At 67.4% G+C, this 16,944-nt stretch carries 14 protein-coding genes; 8 read left to right on the top strand and 6 right to left on the bottom strand.

What is annotated here, in order from left to right:
* The first annotated feature begins 434 nt into the window (after positions 1-434).
* Both AB4851_RS11660 and AB4851_RS11655 read left to right on the top strand, forming a co-directional pair.
* Positions 435-1,289 (top strand): helix-turn-helix domain-containing protein, encoded by an 855-nt coding sequence (locus AB4851_RS11660; RefSeq protein ID WP_414439496.1) that lies wholly within the window; start codon positions 435-437, stop codon positions 1,287-1,289.
* Positions 1,290-1,475: 186 nt separating this feature from the next.
* Positions 1,476-3,134, top strand: coding sequence for an ATP-binding domain-containing protein (locus AB4851_RS11655; protein ID WP_414447329.1), 1,659 nt, complete (start codon positions 1,476-1,478; stop codon positions 3,132-3,134).
* 114 nt (positions 3,135-3,248) lie between these two features.
* Here the strand turns inward: AB4851_RS11655 and AB4851_RS11650 are convergent, their stop codons facing one another.
* Positions 3,249-4,802, bottom strand: coding sequence for a methyl-accepting chemotaxis protein (locus AB4851_RS11650; protein WP_414447328.1), 1,554 nt, complete (start codon positions 4,800-4,802; stop codon positions 3,249-3,251).
* Positions 4,803-5,138: 336 nt separating this feature from the next.
* Between AB4851_RS11650 and AB4851_RS11645 the strand changes: the two genes are divergently transcribed.
* Both AB4851_RS11645 and AB4851_RS11640 read left to right on the top strand, forming a co-directional pair.
* The gene (locus tag AB4851_RS11645) at positions 5,139-5,993 is read left to right on the top strand and encodes a MerR family transcriptional regulator (RefSeq protein WP_414447327.1); all 855 of its coding nucleotides are present in this window, start codon (positions 5,139-5,141) and stop codon (positions 5,991-5,993) included.
* 158 nt (positions 5,994-6,151) lie between these two features.
* Positions 6,152-7,162 carry an aliphatic sulfonate ABC transporter substrate-binding protein gene (locus AB4851_RS11640; RefSeq protein WP_414447326.1) on the top strand — a complete coding sequence of 337 codons (1,011 nt, stop codon included), beginning with the start codon at positions 6,152-6,154 and terminating at the stop codon, positions 7,160-7,162.
* A gap of 258 nt (positions 7,163-7,420) precedes the next feature.
* Here the strand turns inward: AB4851_RS11640 and AB4851_RS11635 are convergent, their stop codons facing one another.
* The gene (locus AB4851_RS11635; protein ID WP_414447325.1) at positions 7,421-7,999 is read right to left on the bottom strand and encodes a hypothetical protein; all 579 of its coding nucleotides are present in this window, start codon (positions 7,997-7,999) and stop codon (positions 7,421-7,423) included.
* A gap of 522 nt (positions 8,000-8,521) precedes the next feature.
* On the opposite strand from AB4851_RS11635, the gene AB4851_RS11630 reads away from it, so the two are divergent.
* Complete coding sequence (locus tag AB4851_RS11630; protein WP_414447324.1) at positions 8,522-9,688, top strand: porin; 1,167 nt, start codon at positions 8,522-8,524, stop codon at positions 9,686-9,688.
* Between the two features lie 234 nt (positions 9,689-9,922).
* On the opposite strand, the gene AB4851_RS11625 is transcribed toward AB4851_RS11630, so the two are convergent.
* Positions 9,923-10,480 carry a helix-turn-helix domain-containing protein gene (locus AB4851_RS11625; RefSeq protein ID WP_414449173.1) on the bottom strand — a complete coding sequence of 186 codons (558 nt, stop codon included), beginning with the start codon at positions 10,478-10,480 and terminating at the stop codon, positions 9,923-9,925.
* Positions 10,481-10,626: 146 nt separating this feature from the next.
* On the opposite strand from AB4851_RS11625, the gene AB4851_RS11620 reads away from it, so the two are divergent.
* Positions 10,627-11,409, top strand: coding sequence for an aldolase (locus AB4851_RS11620; protein WP_414447323.1), 783 nt, complete (start codon positions 10,627-10,629; stop codon positions 11,407-11,409).
* A gap of 105 nt (positions 11,410-11,514) precedes the next feature.
* Entirely contained in the window at positions 11,515-12,399 is an 885-nt protein-coding gene (locus AB4851_RS11615; RefSeq protein ID WP_414447322.1) for a dihydrodipicolinate synthase family protein, read from the top strand.
* Between the two features lie 235 nt (positions 12,400-12,634).
* Here the strand turns inward: AB4851_RS11615 and AB4851_RS11610 are convergent, their stop codons facing one another.
* Both AB4851_RS11610 and AB4851_RS11605 read right to left on the bottom strand, forming a co-directional pair.
* On the bottom strand, positions 12,635-13,234 hold the full coding sequence (locus AB4851_RS11610; protein WP_414447321.1) for a GNAT family N-acetyltransferase: 600 nt from the start codon (positions 13,232-13,234) through the stop codon (positions 12,635-12,637).
* Between the two features lie 192 nt (positions 13,235-13,426).
* A complete protein-coding gene (locus AB4851_RS11605; RefSeq protein WP_414447320.1) occupies positions 13,427-14,536 on the bottom strand; it encodes a lactonase family protein in 1,110 nt (369 codons plus the stop codon).
* A gap of 602 nt (positions 14,537-15,138) precedes the next feature.
* Here AB4851_RS11605 and AB4851_RS11600 point away from each other — a divergent pair.
* Positions 15,139-15,825 (top strand): hypothetical protein, encoded by a 687-nt coding sequence (locus AB4851_RS11600; protein ID WP_414447319.1) that lies wholly within the window; start codon positions 15,139-15,141, stop codon positions 15,823-15,825.
* A gap of 84 nt (positions 15,826-15,909) precedes the next feature.
* Here the strand turns inward: AB4851_RS11600 and AB4851_RS11595 are convergent, their stop codons facing one another.
* On the bottom strand, positions 15,910-16,863 hold the full coding sequence (locus AB4851_RS11595) for a LysR family transcriptional regulator (RefSeq protein ID WP_414447318.1): 954 nt from the start codon (positions 16,861-16,863) through the stop codon (positions 15,910-15,912).
* Positions 16,864-16,944: the final 81 nt, after the last annotated feature.

The following is a 16,944-nucleotide window of genomic DNA, read 5'->3' as shown; positions in this document are numbered from 1 at the left end:
GGCGGTGCGCACCGTTATGCGTCCGAAAAAGGGCGGCGCGCATGCCGGCGACAACCGCACACCACACACCGTCATACAGCCGTGGCACGCTGCGTACCATGCGACGTGTGCCAACGCGCGCAATGCATCGCGCGGCCGGCGCCGGAGACGGCCGGATCGCGCGCTCAACCGCTTGGCCGAGGGCGTCAAGTAGCCGCCGGAAACGTTTACACAAAACTTCACGATCGACCGGAATCCGCGCCCGACGCGACATCCGGCAAAGTTTGGTTACAGCTTTCTCATTCGCCGGTGTAAATGTCGGCGGAGCACTTTCCAATTTGCGGTAAAGTTAACGTTTGCGTGCGTGGCCGGTCGGCTCGCTCTACTACAAGCGGCTTCGTCCGTCAGACCCAAACGTCGTACAGCAACATTTTCGACCCGATCGCACCCGCAGCATGGCCAACGAAGCAGTGACCACGGATTCCCTCGCCGTCGCCGAACGCGTGCGCGAGTTGATGAGCCGCAACGGCATAGGAAAACGGCAGCAGACCACCGAGCTGTGCCGCATTCTCGATCTCAGTTTTTCCCAAGGGCATCGCAAGCTGCGTGGCAGCAGCCCCTGGACCCTCTCCCAGATCCGCAAGGTCGCCGAAGCCTATGGCGAGCCGGCCGCGCAGTTGTTCGGCGCGCAGTCGCTCGACCCCGGCATGGTCGGCGCGAGCGCGCACGACGCCGTGCTGTTCGCCGGCGTGACCGAAATCCCCTGCACCGTCTGGATCGGCGCGCTGCTCGAACCGGGCGCGCGGCCCGAATTCGTCGCCTACGAGCATCAGGGCCGCTGGCGCGTGTTGCGCCACACCGGCGTGCTCTATCAAAGCGCCTACGACGTCCACAAGATCGAGATCTACCCGCGCCGCGCCGAAAGCGACCGGATGCTGGTGGCCGTGATCGATCCCGACCGCGTGGCCGCCGATGCCGTGTGCCGCCATCTCGACGAGCAAGGCTTCGCCACCGCGCATTTCGAGCGCCTGCCCACCTTCCTCGATGCCCTGCAAAGCCAGGCGTTCGACGCCGTGCTGACCGAATGGCTGGTGGAAGGCCGCCCCGCCATCTCGGCGATCCGCGCCGTACGCACCTCGGACAACCCGGGCGCACCGATCTTCGTGCTGACCGGCGCGCTGCTGTCGGGCCAGGCCAGCGAGGCCGAGATCAGCGACGTGATGCGCACCTTCGACGTGGCCTGCTACGAGAAGCCAGGCCGGCTCGGCCTGCTCTGCGCCGATCTGGCCAAGCGGCTCGCGCGCGCCTGAACGCACGCAGTTGAGCGCGCGCCGGGCATCGCGCCCGGCCATGCGCGCAGCGGGCCGCCACGCGGCGGCACCGCCAGGCTGACCGGGATTGCAGACCGGGGCAGCACCGCAACACGCTGCGACAGGCCGCCACGCCGGCCATGCGCCTGCGTACAATAGCCGGCGCCCTCCCCTCCGAGTCCCTTCATGGCCCGCATCATCCCCGACGACTGGCAAAGCCTGGCCGCCACCGGCGCCGCGCAACGCGAGCGCGACACGCTCGCGATGCTCGAACACGCGCTGCCCGCCGCGTACATCGTGTATCACGGTGTCCACTGGACCCGCCCCGATCATCATTTCTCGGTGTTCGGCGAGGCCGATTTCGTGGTGGTGAGCCCGTCCGGCCGCGTGCTGCTGGTCGAGCAGAAGGCCGGCTTCCTGCGCGAGACGCCGAAGGGCTTGGCCAAGGTCTACATGAAGACCGAGCGCAACGTGGCGATCCAGCTCGCGCACATGCAGGAAACGCTGCACCGCCGCCTGACCGCCGCGTTCGGCGCCGGCGAATACGGCGTGGATGCGCTGCTCTACTGCCCCGATCACACCGTGGCGAACCCGGCGATCGCCGGGCTGCCGCCCGAGCGGATCGTCGACGCCTCGCGCCGCGACCAGCTCGCCGCCGTGATCGCGAGCCTGCTGCCCGAGGACGAACCGCCGTTCGCGAGCGCCGCCAAGATCCACCACTTCCTGTCCGACGAGCTGTCGCTCGCGCCCGACACCAGCGCGCTGGTCGGTCAGGCCGACACGCTCGTCACGCGGCTGTCGGCAGGCCTCGCCACCTGGGCACGCCGCCTGGAAATCGAGCCGTTCCGCCTGCGCGTGATCGCCACCGCCGGCTCGGGCAAGACCCAGCTCGCGGTGCGCGTGATGCGCGACGCCGTGGCGGCCGGCAAGCGCGTGCTCTATGTGTGCTTCAACCGCCCGCTGGCCGATTCGATCAAGCGCGTCGCGCCCGACAGCGCGATCATCGCCAACTACCACCAGTTCTGCGATTCGGTGCTGCGCGACGCGGGCCACACGCCCGATTTCAGCGAACCCGATGCGTTCGCGCGCCTGGAGGCGCGCTTCGCCGACACCCCGGTGCCGGAACGCTGGCATGTGGATGTGCTGATCGTCGACGAGGGTCAGGATTTCCAGCCGGCGTGGGCCGCCGCGCTCGGCCGCGTGTTGAGCCCCGGCGGCGCGTGGTGGTGGCTGGAAGATCCGTTGCAGGCGCTCTATTCGCGCGACGACGTGCCGTTCGACGGCTGGGTCACGCTGCGCGAGCTGACCAACTACCGCAGCCCGCGCGACGTGCTGCATTACCTGCGCAACGTGGTGGGGGAATTCGAGCCGCTCGCCGCCGAGTTGAAATCGGGCAGCCCGTTCGACGATTCGGGCGTGACTTTCAATGCCTACGACGACGGCGACGTCACCGGCGAGGCCTGCATCGACGCCACCAAGCGCGCCATCACGCAGGCGCTGTCGCTGGGTTTTCGCAAGCAGGACATCGCGGTGCTGTCGTATCGTGGCCGCGAGCATTCGGTATTCACGCCGCTCGACCAGCTCGGGCCGCACCGCGTGCGCCGCTTCACCGGCAAGTACGACCTGTTCGGTACGCCCGAATATCAGGACGGCGACGTGCTGCTCGATTCGATCTATCGCTTCAAGGGGCAGGCCGCGCCGTGCGTGATCCTGACCGAAGTGGATTTCGAGCGCTTCGATGCGCGCGCGGCGCGCAAGCTGTTCGTCGGCGCCACGCGCGCGACGATGAAACTGATCGTGGTGGCGTCGGAACGTGCGGCCGCGCGAATCGCGCCGGCTGAATGAGGCGCGAATAAAGCCCGAATAAAGCCCGAACAAGGCAGCGCGCCATTCGTCACGCGCTTCGGGCTTGCCGCCTGTTTGCTTCCTGCCTTAACTCAACATCACTCAACGTCAACCTCAGGCCACGCGGAACGCGCGCACCGCGTCGCGCAGCCCGTCGGCCTGCTCCTCCAGCGCCGCCGCGGCCGCCGCGGCCTGCTCGACCAACGCGGCGTTCTGCTGCGACACCTCGTCCATCTGCGACACCGCGCGGCTGACCTGCTCGATGCCGTCGCGCTGCTCGTCGGATGCAGTGGCGATCGCCGCCATGCTGTCGTTGACGCGCGTGATCGCCTCGCGAATTTCGCTCATCGTGTTGCCGGCCGTGCCGACCAGCCGCGAGCCAGCCGCCACGCGCTCCACCGATTCGCCGATCAGCGCGCGGATCTCCTTGGCCGCCGTGGCCGAACGCTGCGCCAGCGTGCGCACCTCGCCCGCCACCACCGCGAAGCCGCGCCCCTGCTCGCCCGCGCGCGCCGCTTCCACCGCCGCGTTCAACGCCAGGATGTTGGTCTGGAATGCGATGCCCTCGATCGTGCCGATGATGTCGGCCACCCGCTGCGAGCTGCGATCGATGTCGTTCATGGTGCCGATCACCTCGCCCACCACCGTCGCGCCCTGCGAGGCGATGCGGCTCGCGTCGTCGGCCGATTCGCGCGCGTCGCGGGCGTGATCGGCGTTCTGGCGCACCGTGGTGGTCAGTTGCGTCATGCTGGCGGCCGTCTCCTCCAGCGCGGCGGCCTGCTCCTCGGTGCGTTGCGACAAATCGGTATTGCCGGCCGAGATCTGCCGCGTGGCCGTGGCGATCGATTCGGTGCCGTGCGAGACGCGCCGCACCGTGTCGGCCAGGTTGCGCTGCATGCGCGTGACGCCCGTCACCAGTTCGGCCATTTCGTCGCGCGAGGTCCAGGTCAGTTCGCGCGTCAGGTCGCCGTCGGACAGGCGGCGGAAGTGTTCGAGCAGCTCGGAGATCGGGCGCGAGATCGCGTAGTGCAGGCCGATCGCGCAGCCGAGGCAGGCGGCCAGGCCGAACGCGATCGTGACCACCGACACCAGGCGCAGCAGCGAGAAGCTGTTCTGCGCGCCGTCGTAGACAGTCTTGCCGCGCGCCATGCCGTACTTGTCGAGTTCGACGGAGGCCTTGCTCAACGCCACCGACAGCGCCGGGGAAGTCTTCATCATCAGTTGATCGGCCTGATCGGGATGGCCGTTGCGCATCGCGTCGATCATCGGCCGGATCGCCTGCGCGATGAACGCCGAGCGCGCCACGCCCACCGCATCGGCCAACTGCTGCTCGCCTTCGTGGCGCGGCAGCGCGCTGTAGTCCTGCCAGGCGTGGTCCGAGATCGCCAGATACGATTCGGCCTTGTTCAGCACCGAGGCCAGGTCCGGACGATCCGGGTGGAGGATCGCGCGGTCGAGCGTGGTGCGCACGATCGTCAGGTTCAGGTTCGCCGAGGCCAGCGCGGTTTGCGAGGCCAGTTGCGAGGCGTAGGCGTCCTTCAGTGCGTCGTTCGAATTCTGCATGCCGGCCAGGCCGATCACGCCCGTCACGCAGAGGATCAAGGCAGCCAGCGCGAGCGTCGAATAAAGGCGCGTGCGAATCGAAAAACGGGAAAACAGGGCGTTCATGGCGGACCGTCGACAGGGCTGATGGCGCTCGCGCGCACGGGAATTGCTGCCGGTGTTTACGGAAAAAACAGACAAAACTTGATATTGTGTTTTCCCTAATAAAACAAAAATCGAAGGACGTTACGCAAAAGTTTGATCTCGCGCATAGTGGCGACTTCGGTACCTCTTCAGGCCCTTATGTCTCCGAGCGCTCACGCGAACCCGCGTTGCAATTTCCGAAATACCGGCAGCGCCAACGCCCGCCGCTCGCGCGCGATCCGGCCCGGTGCCGGCCGCGACGCCGCAGTGCACCGCGTACTTCGCGACGATTTCACGCACACACGCTAAAATCCGCGCATGCCGACACCGACCTCGCCCTCTCCCGCCGAGCCGCCTTCCGACGGCACGATCTCCAACGAGTACACCGTCGACGAGCTGGCCCGCGTGACGGACACCACGGTGCGCAACGTGCGCGCGTACCAGGATCGCGGCCTGCTCACGCCGCCGCGCAAACGCGGCCGGGTCGGCATCTACGACGACACCCACGTCGCGCGACTCAAGGTGATCAACCATCTGCTCGCGCGCGGCTACACGCTGTCGAACATCCAGGATCTGATCAAGGCCATCGACGACGGCCACGACCTGCGCTCGATTCTCGGCCTCGAGAACGCGATCGGCGGACGCTGGTCGCACGAGCGTCCGAAAACCTATTCGCTGGCCGATCTCGTGTCGCTGTTCGGCCCGCAGACGCCGGCCTCGCTGCTGCGCGTGACCGAACTCGGGCTGCTCGAACGGCGCGGCCTGTCGTTCGTCGCGAAGACCCCGGCCCTGATCGAGGCGGCCGGCGCGCTGGCCCGCGAAGGCATTCCGGTGCGCGACCTGGTGGACGCGATGGCGATCGCGCGGCCGCACTTCGATGCCATCGCGCGCGTGCTGGTGGACCTGGTGGTGCGCCGGCTCGACCGCTACGACGAAGGTTCGCTGCCGCCCGCCACCGACGTGCCCGCGCTGGTCGATTCGATCTGGCGGCTGCGCCCGCTGTCGGCCACGTTCGTCGAGGCCGAGATGAACCGCGCGCTCGAAGCGGCCTCCGGCGATTATTTGGGCGGCCGCGTGGCGACCATCCTCGACAAGCGACTCAGCGACGAAGCCTCGCGCGGCGAAGCGCAACCGGCCGCCGATCCCCCCGGCAACACGCGCGGCAAGCGCTAGAAACCATAGTCGCGCCGTCGTCATATTGATATCGGCAATGCTTGGTTGGTCCGCGCGGATGCCCGTGCGACGATTTTTCGAATGCGGCGGCCCCCGATGCACGAGGGCCGCCGTTTTCGATGAATCGCGCCGTTCGGCGCCGCTCCGGAGATTGCCCGATGTCCTTCGCATCGCCCCGCCTCGCCCGCCTTTCGCGCTGGCTTCCCGCTACCCTGTTCGCCGCCGCCACGCTGATTTCCGCGACCGCCGCCCCCTCCGCCTGCGCGCAGGACGGCGGCGATCACGTGCTGCGGATCGGCTATCAGAAGGCGGGCCTGCTCGCGGTGGTCAAGGCGCAGGGCGCGCTCGACGCGAAGCTCAAGCCGCTCGGCTATGCGATCAAGTGGTTCGAATTCCCGGCCGGCCCGCAACTGCTCGAAGCGCTCAACGCCAACAGCATCGATTTCGGCTACACCGGCGCGCCGCCGCCCGTGTTCGCGCAGGCCGGCGGCGTGCGCTTTGTTTACGTGGGCGCCGAGCCGCCCGCGCCGCACAACGAGGCGATCTTCGTGAAGGCCGGCTCGCCGATCCGCGACGTGGCCTCGCTGCGCGGCAAGAAGATCGCGTTGCAGAAAGGCTCCAGCTCGAACTACCTGCTGCTGGCCGCGCTGACCAAGGCCGGGCTGCGCTACGAAGACATTCACCCCGTGTATCTCGCGCCCGCCGACGCGCGCGCCGCGTTCGAGAGCGGCGACGTCGATGCGTGGGTGGTGTGGGACCCGTACTATGCCGCCGCGCAAAGCGCGCTGAAGGTGCGCACGCTGTCGGACTACACGGGGCTGGTGGCGTCGTACAACTTCTACGAGGCCACGCGCGATTTCGCCGGCTCGCACGCCGACATCGTCGGCGCGGTGCTGCGGCAGATCCGCGAGACGGGCCTGTGGGTCAACGCGCATCCGGCCGACACGGCCGCGATCATCGCGCCGAAGGTCGGCCTCGACACGGCGCTGGTGGAAACCTGGCTCAAGCGCGTGCCGTTCGGCGCGGTGCCGGTGAGCGACAAGATCGTCGCCTCTCAGCAGGCCGTGGCCGATGCGTTCTACGGCGTCAAGCTGATCCCGCAGAAGCTCGACGTGGCCGCCAACGTGTGGCGCGATCCCGCGGTGGAAGCCGCGCTGGCGGCGAAGTAAGGCCGCACGACGTAACGCCGGCGTATGGGGCGGGTGACGGCCGCCCCTGATGCCTGCGCCCCGCCCTTCGACTTCGGTGCGAGCGCGTCGCGTACCTGTCGATCATCGTCGCGCTCGCGCGGTTCGGGCCGACGATCCCTACCTCCATCTCCACGCCGTGCCGGCGGAACGTGTTGAAGCCGCGATGCGGCATGCAACCGGATGGGCCGTCGGCGGGCGAACGGGCTTGGCGCAAGTGTCGAAGCGGCCCCTGCCCGCTCAACGGCCGAACTGCTGCCGCACGACGTTGTCGAGCGTATCGGCCAGCTTCGCGGCGTCCTCGCCGGGCAGGCCGATGCCGAATTCGTGGCGCACCGCGCGGCCGTCGATCAGATAAAGGCTCCAGGTCATGTCGGTGGACGACGTCGAGCGCATCGTGTGCAACGCGCCCCAGATCGCATCGGCATCCGAACGAATGCCGCGCAGTTGCCCCTCGCTCAACGCCGCGCCTTCCTGCGCGACGCGCTGCAAGGTGAAATTGCCGGCCGCGTCGCGCGCGGCGGCCGTGACCACCCGTGTGATGCGCCCGCTGTCGTAATCGACCACCAGCCACAGCGACTGCGGCGTCATGAAGCCGCCGCGCGCCAGCATCAGCCCGTGCGCGGGCGGGCGGATCGCCGTGACGATGAAATCCATCGCGCAATCCTGGCAGACATAGCCGGCCGGCAGCAGTTGCGCGCCGGTGGCGCCGGCCGGATGCACGACCGGCGCCGGTTGCGGGGTGCGCGGCGTGTCGGAGCCGGCGCAGGCGGACAGCAGCGCCGCAACGGTCAACGCGAGAACAATGACAGGACGCAAGCGTGCGCTCCTTCGGTGCATGACAGACGATCAAGGGGCGCGGCCGGCGCGGATTGCTACGCAAACGGCAACGCATGGCGCGCCATCATCGCATTGCCCCCGGCTCTCCGCAATGACGAAAGCAATCGGTAATAAATATTTAAATCGATAGAAAGACAACGCATGCGATTTGCACACGTTTAGCGCATTGCGAGAATGTCAATATCCGCTCGAATCGATTTCCCCAATCATTAATCTGAAAATCGTTTCTGTTTTTTTAATACCACGCTCGGGGTATTTCAACGCCATTTTTATTTTCGTCGTCCTATCATGCGGCCCATTGCCCGATCGTCATGCGAACGCCGCCACGCCCGCCCAGAAAGCCTGCCAGGCGCGGCACGCAGCGCCGTTTGATTTGCGTCGATTCACCTGAATCGATTACGCGCATCCACCGCGCGCAATGATTCCACCGGTCATTTCGGCAATCCGGCAACGTAGTCTCGCATTCCGCTATTCCCTATCGTCCCTTCTGGAGGCCATACGATGAAACCCACCCTGATCGCCGCCGCATTGTGCGGTGCGTTTGCCGTCACGACGTCGGCGCATGCGCAAAGCAGCGTCACGCTCTACGGCCTGATCGACACCGGCATCGTGTACACCAACAACCAGCTCGGCCACAGCGCCTGGCAGGAAAACAGCAGCTCGACGCAGAACACGGTGTTCGGCCTGAAGGGCAGCGAGGATCTCGGCGGCGGCCTGCATGCGGTGTTCAAGCTGGAACAGGGCTTCCTGCTCAACAACGGCGCGCAGGCGTTCTCGGGCGACGGGTTCGGCTCGCAGGCCTGGGTCGGCCTGCAGAGCGACCAGGCCGGCACGCTGACGCTCGGCCGCCAGTTCGACGTGTTGAACGACCTGGTCGGGCCGCTGACCGCCGAGCTGAACACCTGGGGCGGCAGCATCGCCGCGCATCCGTTCGAGAACGACAACCTCGCCGCGAACTCGGTGGTGGTCAACAACACCGTGAAATACGCGAGCCCCACCTGGAACGGCCTGACGTTCGAAACCATGTACGGCTTCAGCAACAAGGCCGGCAGCTTCGCCAACAACCGCGCGTACGGCTTCGCGCTGTCGTACGCGCAAGGCCCCGTGAATCTCGCGGCCGGCTACCTGCAGTTCAGCAACGCGGGCAATGCGGCCGGCGCGATCACGTCGAGCGACGCCAGCGCGAACTTCGTCTCGCAGCGTCAGCGGATCTGGTCGCTCGGCGGCAACTACACGTTCGGGGCGGCCACCGTCGGCCTGGTCTGGAGCCACACGCAGATCGACAACGCCACCGGCGTGTTCTCGTTCGGCACCGGCAGCTACCTCGGCTCGGGCGACAGTTCGGCGGGCAGCCTGGACGGCACGCTGCGCCTCGACAACTACGAAGTGAACGGCAAGTACGCGCTGACCCCGGCGTTGAGCGTGTCGGGCGCCTACACCTACACGCGCGGCGCCTACAACGGCGCGTCGCCGGGCTGGAACACCGCGATGCTGCAGACCGATTACGCACTCAGCAAGCGCACCGACATCTACCTGGAAGGCGTGTTCCAGAACGTGCACGGCGCGCCGGCCGGCTCGGTGCTGTCGCATGCGATGATCAACACGCTGTCGCCGTCGTCGACCGACAAGCAGGTGGCCGTCACGGCCGGCCTGCGGCATACGTTCTGATGCGGGTGGTTTAAGCATGGCCGCCGGCTCGCAGGCCGGCGGCCATGCGTGCTGCGTGCTGCGTGCTGCGTGCTGCGTGCTGCGTGCTGCGTGCTGCGTGCCTGCGGCGTAAAACGGCCTCATCGGCGAGATGGCAAACGGCCTCGCGCCCGACCTCATCAACGCCCTCACGACGGGCCTCGCAACCCGTCCGATCAGCAGCACGCGGCCCGACAAGCCCGGACTCAACCGATCTCAATCGGCCTTCGACAACACCGTCTTGTCCGCGCCGACCACCAGCAGCACCTCCGCCTGCTGCGCGCCCAACGAGCGGATCCGGTGCGGGATGCGCGCATTGAAGTGCACCGCATCGCCGACCGACAGCGTCACCTTGTGATCGGCGAAATCGATCTCGACCTTGCCGCGGTGCACGAACAGGAACTCCTCGCCTTCGTGCTCCTTGTAATCCGACGCCTCGAATTCCGCCGGCGGCGAGATCATGAACGGCACCAGCCCCGCATGGCCGCCGCGCGGCGAGAGGATTGCGTAGCGCGGCTGATCGGCGTTGCCGCCGTCCTCCCCGCCCTGCGCGACCGGCACACGGTCCGCCACGCGCACCACCGTCACCGGCTCCTCGCCCTGCGCGACCGAAAACAACTGGTTCACGTCCACGCTCAACGCGCCGGCCAGCTTCATCGCCGTCGCGATCGACGGCGTGTTCAGGCCGCGCTCGACCTTCGACAGATAGCTCTTGGTCAGCGCCGTGCGGTCCGCCAGATCCTGCAGGCTCAGGCCCAACTGCTTGCGCAACATTTTCAAACGAATCGCGAGCACCGATATTTCCCCAAATTTTCCCGAACCGAAATGACACGTCGTGTCATATACTACACGCCGTCAACTTCCTGCCCTGCACGGCAGGTCGGTCACACCCTGAATGATTGATCGCCAGGAGGCGCGTCATGCCCGACACACTGAACCTCACGAAGTCCGAAATCGTTGCCCGCTCGCAGGCGCTGATGAACGCCGAACTCGCCGAGCAGCGCTGGACCCCGCGCCAGAAGCTCGCGCTCACCTGCCGGATTCTATTCGATGGGGGCCACGATTCGGGCCTGGCCGGGCAGATCACCTGCCGCGCGGAAGACACCGACACGTTCTACACCCAGCCGCTCGGCCAGGGGTTCGACGAAATCACGCACGATGGCCTGCTGCGCGTCGATCAGGACCTGAAGACGCTCGACGGCAAGGGCATCCCGAACCCGGCGAACCGCTTCCACACCTGGGTGTATCGCGCGCGGCCGGACGTCAACTGCATCATCCATACGCATCCGCTCTACGTGTCGGCGCTGTCGATGCTCGAAACGCCGCTGGTGGTGTCGCACATGGACATGACGCCGCTCTACGACGATTGCGCGTTCCTGGCCAAGTGGCCCGGCATTCCGGTCGGCAACGAGGAAGGCGAGATCATCTCGAGCGCACTCGGCAGCAAGCGCGCGATCCTGCTCGCGCACCACGGCATGCTCGTGACCGGCAAGACGGTCGAGGAAGCCTGCCTGCTCGCGCTGCTGATGGAGCGCGCCGCGCGCCTGCAACTGATCGCCATGCAGGCCGGCACGATCCAGCCGATTCCGGCGCCGCTGGCCAACGAGGCGCACGACTGGACCTCGACGCCCAAGCGCCACGCCGTGACGTTCGACTATTACGCGCGCCGCGCGCTGCGCCACCACCCCGATTGCCTCGGCTAAACCGGGTGTCGACGCCTCGACGCCTTGTCCGATTCATTCGCCCCGATTAGCCCCATTCGTCCCATTCGTCCCATTCGCTCGATAGCCAGTCAGTCAGGAGTCCACATGTCCCAACCGCAATTCGCCGGCATCATCGCCTACCCGATCACGCCGTTCACGGCGAACGACACCCTCGACCTCCCCGCGCTGCGCGCCGGCATCGACCGCCTGGTCGACAGCGGCGTGCATGCGATCGCCCCGCTCGGCAGCACCGGCGAAAGCGCCTATCTGAGCGAGGACGAATGGAACGAGGCGGCCGAGGCATCGATCGGCCAGGTCGCCCGGCGCGTGCCGGTGGTGGTCGGCATCTCCGACCTGACCACGCGCAACGCGATCCGCCGCGCGCGGTTCGCCGAGCAGGCCGGCGCCGACGCGGTGATGGTGCTGCCGATCTCGTACTGGAAGCTCGCCGAGCAGGAGATCTTCGATCACTACGCCGCGATCGCCGCCTCGGTCGGGACGCCGATCATGGTCTACAACAACCCGGCGACCAGCGGCGTCGACATGAGCCCGCAACTGATCGCGCGGCTCGTGCGCGAGATCGACAACGTCACGATGGTCAAGGAAAGCACCGGCGACATCCAGCGCATGCACACGCTGCGCGAGCTGTCGAACGGCGAGATTCCGTTCTACAACGGCTGCAACCCGCTCGCGCTCGAAGCGTTCTGCGCCGGCGCGACCGGCTGGTGCACGGCCGCGCCGTGCCTGATTCCCGAGCTGACGCTGGCGCTTTACCGCGCGACGCAGCAAGGCGCGCTGGCCGAGGCGCGCGCGCTGTTCTACCGGCAACTGCCGGTGCTGAACTTCATCCTGAAGGGCGGCCTGCCGACCACCGTCAAGGCCGGGCTCAAGCTGCAAGGGCACGACGTCGGCGCGCCGCGCCGCCCGCTGCAAGCGTTGTCGGCCGAGCAGACCGAGCGGCTGGCCGGGCTGTTGAAGGCGGTGGCGTAACGCTGCTGGGCTGGGCTGGGCTTGGCTTGGCTTGGCTCGGCTCGGCTCGGCTCGGCTCGGCTCGGCTCGGCTCGGCTCGGCTCGGCTCGGCTCGGCTCGGCTCGGCTCGGCTCGGCTCGGCTCGGCTCGGCTCGGCTCGGCTCGGCTCGGCTCGGCTCGGCGGGGGCAGGTTGATGCACGAAGCGGCCGCATGCTGCGCGCCAGACCACGTCCATCCGGTGTTCGGGCGCTCGTATCAAACCACCCGCAACACCTCGTCCGCCGGCTCGCATTCGCGCGTCACAGACCGCGCCGGCCGGTACTCGCCGCGCAGCAACGCGTATTGCGCGAGATCGCGAAACGCCCCGCCCCAATACCCGGCCTCGCGCTGATACCCCTCGCGCACGAAACCGAACGCATCGAGCGTGCGCAACGACGGCGCGTTCTCGGGATGCACGCGCGCCTCGATGCGGTTGAGGCCCATCGGGCCGAAGCCGTGGTCGAGCACGGCCGTCAGCGCCTCGCGCATCAGGCCCTGCCCGCGCGCCTCGGGCGCCAGCTCGTAGCCGATCACGCAACTGCGCCACGGCCGGCTCCAGCGGAACAGCCCGCAAGTGCCGACCAGCGCGCGATCCTCGCGCCGTTCGAGCGCCCAGCGCAGGCCGCTGCCGGCGATCCGCCAGGCGGTGTAGGTATCGATCAGGCGCGAGGCCTGGGCGGGCAGCGTCATCGGGTCCGCGCCGTACCAGCGCATGCCCTCGACGTCGCCGTGGATGGCGTACAGCGCCGGCGCGTCGGCCGCGCGCAGTTCGCGCAGCACGAGCCGGCGCGTCATCAGGCTCGGAAAGGGTTCCATCGGATGGGTCGCTCGCGCGCCTCGGGTGTTGGCCGGTTCGGGCGGCGCCCGGGGCCTGGGTAGCGTGTCGCCCGCGATCCTCGCACGAGGCGGGGCGCACGGCCATCCGTGATCTTACGCAGTCGATATGAAAGCCGGTGAGCGGGCCGGCGAGCGTTGCGTCAGCGCGACGCCCGCCGGCCATCGCGCCGGTCAGTCCGCGTTCGAGCCGCCGAAATCGACGATCTCCACCCAGTTCGCGCCCTTGCCCACCGGCGTCTCGCCGAGCGGCGCGAGCGCGCCGCTGCGCGCGTCGATGCGGTAGGTTTGCAACGAGGTCGACAGCTGCCCCACCGCCAACAGATAACGGCCCGACGGATCGATCGCGAAGCCGCGCGGCTGCTTTTCGGTGGGCGTGGTGGCGATCCGCGTCAGATGGCCGGTGGCGCGATCGACGCGCCACGTGGCCAGCGTGCTGGAGGTGCGCTCCGACGCGTACAGGAAGCGGCCGTCCGGCGTCAGGTGCAGGTCCGCGCCCCACGGCGTGGCGTCGCCGAAACCGGGCGGCACGATCGACACGGTCTGCACCGGCTTGACGCGGTCGTGATCGCGGTCGAACGCCAGCACGTGCAGCTTGCCGTCGAGTTCGTCGATCAGGTAGATGAAGCGCTGATCGGGCGAGAAGCGGAAATGGCGCGGGCCGGATTTCGGCGGCAGCGCATAGCCGGGCTTCGGTTCGAGCGTCAGCTCGCCGCTGGCCGCATCGAAGCCGAGCTTGAGCCAGGCGTCGGCGCCGAGCACCGAGGCAAACACCGTGCGGTTATCGGGCGCGGGCAGGATGGCGTGCGCCTTCGGGCCGGTCGGGATGGTCTGCCGCACCGGGCCGGCCACGCCGTCCGCGCCGATCGCGTTCACCGCCAGCAGCGCGCCGTCGTACGAGGCCGAGAACAGCCAGCGCCCGCTCAGGTCGGTCGACAGGAACGGCATGCTGTGCGCGAGCGGCGCCTGGCCGAGTTCGACCAGATGGCCGTCGAGCGGATTCACCGCGAAACTGAGCACGCGATACGGCTGCGAACGCACGCCGGCGTACAAGCGCAGATGATCGGGCGACAGCGTCATCGGCATCACCGTGCCGCCCACCGGCACCGTTTCCACCGGCGTCACAGCGCCGGTTCCGGTATCGAGCCGCAGCACGGAGATCGTGCCGCTGTCGGCGTTCGATACATAGGCGTAGGTGGCGGCTTGCGCGGCGGGCGCGGCCGTCAGGGCGGCGGCCAGCGAAACGGCGGCCGCGATGGCGCTCAGGGCACGGTGGCGAGTCATTCTTTATTCCTATTGTCTGTTGTCGTATAACTTGAATCGTTCGATGAGATTGAATTGCACCATCTGCGGCTTGTCTCTCCGCAAATAGCCTCGTTTAGCCGGACTGCCGCCTGCCAATTTTATCGAATTCAAGTCGCGTGACATCGTACATCTTGATTTTCCGAGCAGCTATGCTCCATGACCCTGATATCGCCTGGTGCCGACCGATATCGGTCACCGCCCCCGGCCGCCCCATGCTTTCGGCCGGCAAGCCACGCGCCGCCCGAGCGCCGCTCGCCTGCGCGCCGCATTTTCCCACGCGCCCCCTTTGCCATTTACTTCGAAATCCGAATCAAAATAAAAATGGATGCGCCCGCAACCATCGACGCAAGCCACGCATCATTCATAGGTGCATTCGCACCCGCTTCGCCACCGCCCGGCCCTGTCTTCCACAGCCGAAAGATTGTGAACGCGCATGCCGCATTGCAGCGTCGATTCGATAACAAAACATGTTGCAGAGCGTAAAACCATCGACCAATCCGCAAGGATTGCGCTACATTGCCAGCCTAGAGATGGCGCATCCGACGCTATCGACATCGACGCCCACCATCCACGAGGACATCATGCGTGTTATCCGATCCACCGCGCTGATCGCGGGTTCGCTGCTGACCCTGACACTCGCCGCCGGCGCGCATGCGCAAACCCCCGCGCCCGCCGCACCGCAAACCGCACAACCGGTGCTGCCCGTGATCGCAACGATCGCGCCGATCTACAGCCAACTCGTCTATTTCCGCCTGCCCACGCGTTTCGTGTCGATCTACGAAGGCACGCGCGGCGACGACTACGCGCACGAATGGGTGCTGCCCGGCGAAACCAACGCGAACTGGTCGCAGATGATCACGCTCACGGGCGCGCAGAACGTCATCGCCAAGCACCCCGAAGCGGACGCCAAGAGCTACGCCACCAGCATCGCGGCCGGCTTCCAGAAGGCCTGCCCGCAAACCTTCGCGGCCAAGGGCATTTTCGACGGCAAGCTGAACGGCAGCGACGCGTTCTCGATGGTGGTCAGTTGCGGCAACGCCTCCGCCAGCGCGGGCCACAGCGAAACCACGGCGATCACCGTGGTGAAGGGCACGAAGGATCTGTACACGCTGCAATGGGCCGAGCGCGGCCCGCTGGCGGCCAAGCCCGCGCCGATCGACGCCGCCATGTGGCTGCAACGCGTGCGCAACCTGATGCCGCTGAAGGTCTGCCCGATCGTGCAGGGCGAGAAGGCCCCGTACCCGAGCTGCAGCGCGAACGTGTCCTGATCGATCGCGCGCCGGCCCGCCGACCATCGACGGGCCGGCCCCGCAAGCGCCTTTCCGCGCGCGGCGTTCGCCGCGCCGCCTCGCTCAGTCTTCCGTCTCGCCGCGCGCGCGCCGCCTGAGAATCGCGATGAACTCCTCCATCTGCGGCGACGCCACCTCGTGCTTGCGCGTGATCGCGCTGTAGTGGCTCATGCTGCGGCGAATCTCCACCGGCAGATACGCGAGCAGCCCCTCCTCGACGAACTTGCGCACCACCGACTGCGGCTGCAACGACACCATGTCGGTCGATTGCAGCAGTTCGAGCGTCGAGAAGATCGACGGCGTCTCCACCATGCCGACCGGCGCGACCAGCCCCGCGCCGGCGAACGTCTCCTCGAACAACTGGCGGATCGCGGTGGGCGGCGGATAGAGAATCCACGGCCACGCGCCGAGATCGGCCACATCCACGCGACGCGCCTTCAGCAGCGGATGATGACAGCCCACCACCACCCGCACCGGCTCGTCCGACAGCTCCACCGCATCGAAGATCGCGCGATGGCGCGGCTCGGTCAGCCGGCCGATCATCAGGTCGAGCTGCTTCTGTTCGAGCCAGATCGCAAGCTGATCGCTGCTCTGCTCCACCAGCTTGATGACGAGCCGCGGGCGCTGCCGTTGAATCTCGCGCACCGCCGCGATCACCAGTTGCGCGGCCGAGGCCGAGATCGCGCCCACCGTCAGGTGCCCGTAACCGCCGCCCTGCTGCGTGACGAATTCGTTGGCGAACTTGCCGAGATCGGCCATCGCGCTGCTCGCGTAACGGATCGCCAACTGGCCGAGATCGGTGGGCCGCATCTCGCGCGGCAGCCGCTCGAACAGGCGCGCGCCGAACATGGTTTCGATGTCGCCGAGGATCTTGGTGGCGGCCGGCTGCGTGACGTGCATCTGCTCGGCCGCCGCGCGCAGGTTGCGGGTGCGGCCCAGCAGTTCGAGCAACTGCAGGTGCCGGAACCGCAGCTTCGGCGGCAGCGTGGCGGCAAGCTGGGGGCGATGGCGATCCATGAGGGTATTCCCGCGCTCGGCGATAACCGAAAGGAATCGAGTCTAACAATTCTTCGATTGGACGTTTATCGCTTCGCTGCA

It is taken from the genome of Burkholderia sp. 22PA0099 (assembly GCF_047497165.1).
Classification (GTDB): Bacteria; Pseudomonadota; Gammaproteobacteria; order Burkholderiales; family Burkholderiaceae; genus Burkholderia.
The sequence above is the reverse complement of the archived record's forward strand: the minus strand, read 5'-3'. Positions and strand labels throughout refer to the sequence as shown.

Excerpts from the sequence above, each read along its gene's own strand:
- AB4851_RS11660 (WP_414439496.1), top strand. The coding sequence starts at position 435 with ATGGCCAACGAAGCAGTGACCACGGATTCCCTCGCCGTCGCCGAACGC.
- AB4851_RS11655 (WP_414447329.1), top strand. The coding sequence starts at position 1,476 with ATGGCCCGCATCATCCCCGACGACTGGCAAAGCCTGGCCGCCACCGGC.
- AB4851_RS11650 (WP_414447328.1), bottom strand. The coding sequence starts at position 4,802 with ATGAACGCCCTGTTTTCCCGTTTTTCGATTCGCACGCGCCTTTATTCG.
- AB4851_RS11645 (WP_414447327.1), top strand. The coding sequence starts at position 5,139 with ATGCCGACACCGACCTCGCCCTCTCCCGCCGAGCCGCCTTCCGACGGC.
- AB4851_RS11640 (WP_414447326.1), top strand. The coding sequence starts at position 6,152 with ATGTCCTTCGCATCGCCCCGCCTCGCCCGCCTTTCGCGCTGGCTTCCC.
- AB4851_RS11630 (WP_414447324.1), top strand. The coding sequence starts at position 8,522 with ATGAAACCCACCCTGATCGCCGCCGCATTGTGCGGTGCGTTTGCCGTC.
- AB4851_RS11625 (WP_414449173.1), bottom strand. The coding sequence starts at position 10,480 with ATGTTGCGCAAGCAGTTGGGCCTGAGCCTGCAGGATCTGGCGGACCGC.
- AB4851_RS11620 (WP_414447323.1), top strand. The coding sequence starts at position 10,627 with ATGCCCGACACACTGAACCTCACGAAGTCCGAAATCGTTGCCCGCTCG.
- AB4851_RS11615 (WP_414447322.1), top strand. The coding sequence starts at position 11,515 with ATGTCCCAACCGCAATTCGCCGGCATCATCGCCTACCCGATCACGCCG.
- AB4851_RS11610 (WP_414447321.1), bottom strand. The coding sequence starts at position 13,234 with ATGGAACCCTTTCCGAGCCTGATGACGCGCCGGCTCGTGCTGCGCGAA.
- AB4851_RS11605 (WP_414447320.1), bottom strand. The coding sequence starts at position 14,536 with ATGACTCGCCACCGTGCCCTGAGCGCCATCGCGGCCGCCGTTTCGCTG.
- AB4851_RS11600 (WP_414447319.1), top strand. The coding sequence starts at position 15,139 with ATGCGTGTTATCCGATCCACCGCGCTGATCGCGGGTTCGCTGCTGACC.
- AB4851_RS11595 (WP_414447318.1), bottom strand. The coding sequence starts at position 16,863 with ATGGATCGCCATCGCCCCCAGCTTGCCGCCACGCTGCCGCCGAAGCTG.